Below are 4,612 nucleotides of genomic sequence, written 5' to 3' on the forward strand. Positions count from 1 at the left end.
AAGCACTGCCCGGCAATCCCTATGACGGCCACACGCTGGCAAGCGTCATCCCCGACATGGAAAAGACCATCGGCAACGAGATCGGCCGCATCCTCGCCGACGCCGGCTATCGCGGCCACAACGCACCCCAGAGCCACAAGCTCAGGGTCTTCACCGCGGGCCAGAAACGCCGCGTCACCCCAGCCATCAAGCGCCAGATGCGACGGCGGTCGGCGGTCGAGCCCGTCATCGGGGCCACATCAAGAACGAACACCGCATGGGCCGCAACTACCTCGCCGGCCAGCAGGGCGACGCCCTCAACGCCATCCTGGCCGCCGCCGGATATAACTTCTCTCTCCTGCTCAGGTGGCTGAAGGGATTTTTGTGGCTTCTCATCGCAGCCTTACAAAGTCAGCCGAAGAGCTCGAAGCCTGATCCCTCTCATTGTTCACGGCCGACGGGACAACCCAACCTCAAGCGAGAACATTTCAGGGGGGCACATCGGGTGCAAGTAATCGAAGCGCATCACTGATGACCAATGCCGCCTGCTTCTTTCGGCAACGCGCAGCGATGCGCTTCTGCTGAGCGCGATGTTTCTAAGCAGCGTCCCCGAATTGGATCGCAACCCAGCCCTGCAGTTGGCGCCAGTTGGGTTCGAGCCTGGCGAAACGCTTCAAGCTAAACGATGAAATGTCTGCGAAGCTGCAGACGCCGTCGACAACTACGTCGCGGATTGCTCGCCCGCTTGACGGCGACAAGCCGAAGCCGACGCTGGACATCGTGGCAACAACCACGTTGGAGAATGTCGAGAGCCGGTCGATCACGGGGCGCCCGTCGGGGGTGTTCTCGATCACACCGGCCCAAGAACGAATAATGCGGGCATGCGCGGCCTTCGGCATCATTTCAACCAAGCGGCGGCCTATATGACCCATCAGGGGGGTTGAGGGGTTGGATATTACGCCTCCCTCGGCTAGTTCCAGCCATTCGTGTGGACCGCCTCCAAAGGCCAGATTACCGCGCAGCGTCTGCCTGCCGTGGAGATCGTTACCATCAACGCCACCATAAGCCATCAGGGGAAGCGGCTCGGTAACGATCATCTCGGCACGCGCGCTTGCCAAAGGAACCTCCTGCCCCAGCATCGCCGAGAAGCGCCCGGTGTATGGCCCGGCTGCAATGACCAGTTGATCGCAGCCAAATAGGCCGCGCTCCGTGTCTACGCCTACCACCCGCTCGCCTTCGGTGCGGAACCCGGTGACCCCGCAGTGCTGCACGAGCTGGCCGCCGTGGTCCTGCATGGCCCACGCGTAGCCTTGGACTGTGCGGTGTGGGTTGGCGTGCCCCCCGAAGTGATAGAAATGAGCACCGGCAACGTTGTCGCCGACGAGTGGAACGAGTTCTCGGAGCCGCGTCCGGTCGAGCAATTCGCACCGGTGTCCATGGCGCTCCATCGCAGCGGCGCTGCGAGTTGCGGCCGCCAATTGCTCCTCGGTCACGGCGACGTGGATGCGGTTTGCAGAGAACTCCGTAGGATAACCGAGCAGTTCATCCATGATTGGCCACAGCCGCAGCATCTCCGGGTAAAGAGGCGAAAAAACGTGTCCGCAGCCCCCTCCGTTACGGCCGGAAGCCTCCCAGCCAACGATGCCCTTTTCTATAACCAGAACATCGACGCCGGTTTGTGCTAGCCACCAGCCAGCACTCAGCCCTGTGACGCCGCCGCCAATGATCACAACGGATGCACCCATGTTCTCAGTCATGGCCGCCTCGCTCATCAAGCGCAGCCGCGGTGGTAACATGATCGGTGGCAACTGTATAAAACTCGGGAACCTCCCATTGGGCTTTCCATTGCGATGGTATTCCAAACCAGAGTGCCCAATGACGGGCCTGATCTGGCGATTCCGGGATTTGGCTGGCAATTTCTAGCGGCAGCGGTCGTACTGGCGCGCGGTAGCCCGCAAGGGGAATTGCCGCTAGCGACGCGCCGGACTGCATGGCCAGCAAAGCAGCTATCTGCTCGCGGCAGCGCCGACCTTGGCACGGTCCCATGCCTGCGCGAGTGAGCCGCTTGACCTGGTCCGGGTTTGGGGGCGCGTCGCCAAGGAGGGTTGAGAGTGAGCGATCGTTGCGGCGCTCGGTTTGCCAGCCAAGATAACGCGGGGGGCGTAGCTCGAGGATCTCGCGGGCGGTAATCTCCTCGCATTGACAGACGTGGAATTCGTCACGCGCAGCGATGACGCTGGCATGTACCCAGGCCAGACGGTAGGCTGCCAGATCGTAGGCCGGCCGGTCGGGTCGCGGCGCTCCATCGTGCGCATGGTCTCCGGCAAGGCCCAGATCATCAAGGATGGTGGCGACTGCCAGTAAGGCTTCGCGTTCCGCGATGCTGGGATCGCACGATTTTGTAGGCCAGATGCCGGCGCTGTCGCCGATCACGAAAATATTGCGCACACTGGTACGCTGACCTGCATCCACCGCCGGCGCATAGCCGCCCCGCTCTGGCTGAAAGGCGACCCTGCACCCGAGCGCTGCGAGAAGATCAATAACCGGCGTGGCTCCGACCGCCAGCACAACGCCGTCGCAAGCGATTCGGCGTTCTTTGCCAACAGCCCGACCGGCTTCATCCAAGGCGGAAATGAGCACTTCTTCAACTGAGTCCCGCCCCAGTACCTCACGCACAACATGACGGGTCAGGAATTCGCAGCCGCCAGCGCGTAATTCGTCTACCATGTGTACGGGACCGACAGCCTCGGCCGCCTGTTCCACGATCCCCGCTATTTCCACGCCGGCCTTCTCGAGTGCTGCGGCAGCCGCCAGCGCCTCAGCCGACGTGCCGAGGATCAACACTCTCCGAGGGTTTAGGGCCCTGAACCGCGTTGCCAGCGAAACCGCCGCCGTGGCACCCATTACGCCCGGCTTCTCCCACCCAGGGAAGCCGAGCCCGATATCGCGTCGGCCGGCTGCGACAATTACGTATTCTGCGCCTATCAGCCAGCCACGTGTCTCGTCGGCCAGACCGGCGATCGTGCCGGGGAGCCAGTGGACACCGGGACCGTTCGCATAAAGACCCCAACAGGCGGTGCCGAGCCGGACGTCAACCCCAGCTTCGAACGCTGTCTGGATAAGTGGCTCGGAAGCGACGAAGCTCTCAAGCATAGCATTGCGGTTGCGCGCTACAGGAGACATGCCCTGTCCGTAGTGAAGCGGCACCTCGTTGCCCATGGTTATGAAGGGAACCGGGTTTTCGTCAATGAGCACGACCGAGAGTCCTCGGCGAGCCGCGTCGATAGCGGCTGCGAGACCAGCAGGACCCGCGCCAACTACCAAGAGCTGGGTCTGTTCCTCGACGATCAGCTCTTTGCCGGCAACAGATTTTTCGTCAATCTTCATGGTTCAAGCCATTCTGGTAACTGTTGCCTTCGTCCGAGGTTCTCCACCCGTTCGGAATGGCGTTAAAGCCGAACGAGCCTCTGGCCGGATTTTCAGGCGCCCAGACACTCTCATCGATTCATCGCTTCAAGGGGCTCCATGTCAAATTCAGTTTGTGAATTGAGCTAATCTGATTTCGAGATGAGCGTGGGCGCGCATGGTTGAGCCTTGTCCCCCGTGAACACTCGACCGGAGGCGAGCAGAAGCTCTGTGGCATCACCAAGCGCGGGAACCGCTACGTCCGCAAGGTCCTCGCTCATGGCGCGCGCTCCTGCTTTCGACCTGGATCGAGCCCGGGATCGCCTTGGACGCTGGCTCGACGGCTTGCAGAGCCAGATGCACCCGAACAAGGCCGTTGTCGCACCCGCCGCCAAGATGGCGCGCGCATTGTATGGGTTGTCCTGACCAAGCCGAGAGCGCTCTACGAACGCAGGCACTTTCATCCACCATCTCGGCGCTAGATGGCCACGATACACAAACTGAATTTGACGACAAGCCCTCCACGATAAAGAATAATCGAAACCATGGCGGTTTAACGGCCAGGAAATACTAAGGGAACTAAGTGGTGTCTGAGCTATGAAGCACTCAGCGGCCCGTAGCATGATGTTGCCCAAACCATCGCCATCCCATCTGAGTCGGCTATCAACTACCGGCTGCACAACGCCACGAGGTTTGATGATCAGATTTGGCTTAGTTTGGTCAGCAATCGCGTTGAACAGGGAGATCGCTGTACACCCGCAGTGGTTCATAGCAAGGAGAGCCAGATAATGGCTCATGGATTACGAATGGCGGATCTCTCCAGATCGACCTGCTCAGATGGCGAGTCTGCTAATCAATGTATAAGTTGAAAATCACGAAGTCGCCGCAAGTCGCTCCATAGTAACTTAACCATTAGGCGTGCCTTGAGCCGCCGTTAAGAAAAAGGGGAACTAGAATATGACAATCTCTCGACGCGACCTCATGAAGCTAAGTATGGCGGCTGGAACGGCTTTGTCATTCCCCTCGATCTTGCGTGGGCAAACATTGCCAACGGACGCTCGGACGGTTCGGATGGTAATGGTTGAGCTCCAAATCTTTGATCCGGTGTTCACGACAACCGACCCCACCGTTTTCCACAGCTTGGGCGTTTATGATACGCTATTCGCCCCCGACAGCAAGCTTATGCCACAACCGCAAATGGTCGGGAAGTGGGGCGTTTCCGACGATA

General features: G+C 60.1%; 2 protein-coding genes and 2 pseudogenes. 2 read left to right on the forward strand and 2 right to left on the reverse strand.

All coding sequences use genetic code 11. The annotated features are described in order from the left end of the window. Positions 1–349: pseudogene (locus tag EN906_RS23860) on the forward strand (transposase); the annotation flags it as partial. A 226-nt stretch (positions 350–575) separates the two neighbouring features. On the opposite strand, the gene EN906_RS23865 reads toward EN906_RS23860, so the two are convergent. Continuing rightward, positions 576–1,751: an FAD-binding oxidoreductase gene (locus EN906_RS23865; RefSeq protein ID WP_127268395.1), complete on the reverse strand. Its 1,176-nt coding sequence runs from the start codon at positions 1,749–1,751 to the stop codon at positions 576–578. Beyond that, positions 1,729–3,366 carry an NAD(P)/FAD-dependent oxidoreductase gene (locus EN906_RS23870; RefSeq protein ID WP_127268396.1) on the reverse strand — a complete coding sequence of 546 codons (1,638 nt, stop codon included), beginning with the start codon at positions 3,364–3,366 and terminating at the stop codon, positions 1,729–1,731. Before EN906_RS23870 ends, EN906_RS23865 begins: the two co-directional genes overlap by 23 nt. A 194-nt stretch (positions 3,367–3,560) precedes the next feature. Between EN906_RS23870 and EN906_RS38450 the strand changes: the two are divergent. Then, positions 3,561–3,677: pseudogene (locus EN906_RS38450) on the forward strand (transposase); the annotation flags it as partial. Positions 3,678–4,612 lie beyond the last annotated feature (935 nt).

Source organism: Mesorhizobium sp. M7A.F.Ca.CA.004.06.1.1 (assembly GCF_003999135.1).
In the GTDB taxonomy this organism is placed as follows: Bacteria; Pseudomonadota; Alphaproteobacteria; order Rhizobiales; family Rhizobiaceae; genus Mesorhizobium.

What these genes read in the sequence shown, in the direction of transcription:
- EN906_RS23865 (WP_127268395.1), bottom strand. Translation starts at nt 1,751, where the DNA reads ATGAGCGAGGCGGCCATGACTGAGAACATGGGTGCATCCGTTGTGATC.
- EN906_RS23870 (WP_127268396.1), bottom strand. Translation starts at nt 3,366, where the DNA reads ATGAAGATTGACGAAAAATCTGTTGCCGGCAAAGAGCTGATCGTCGAG.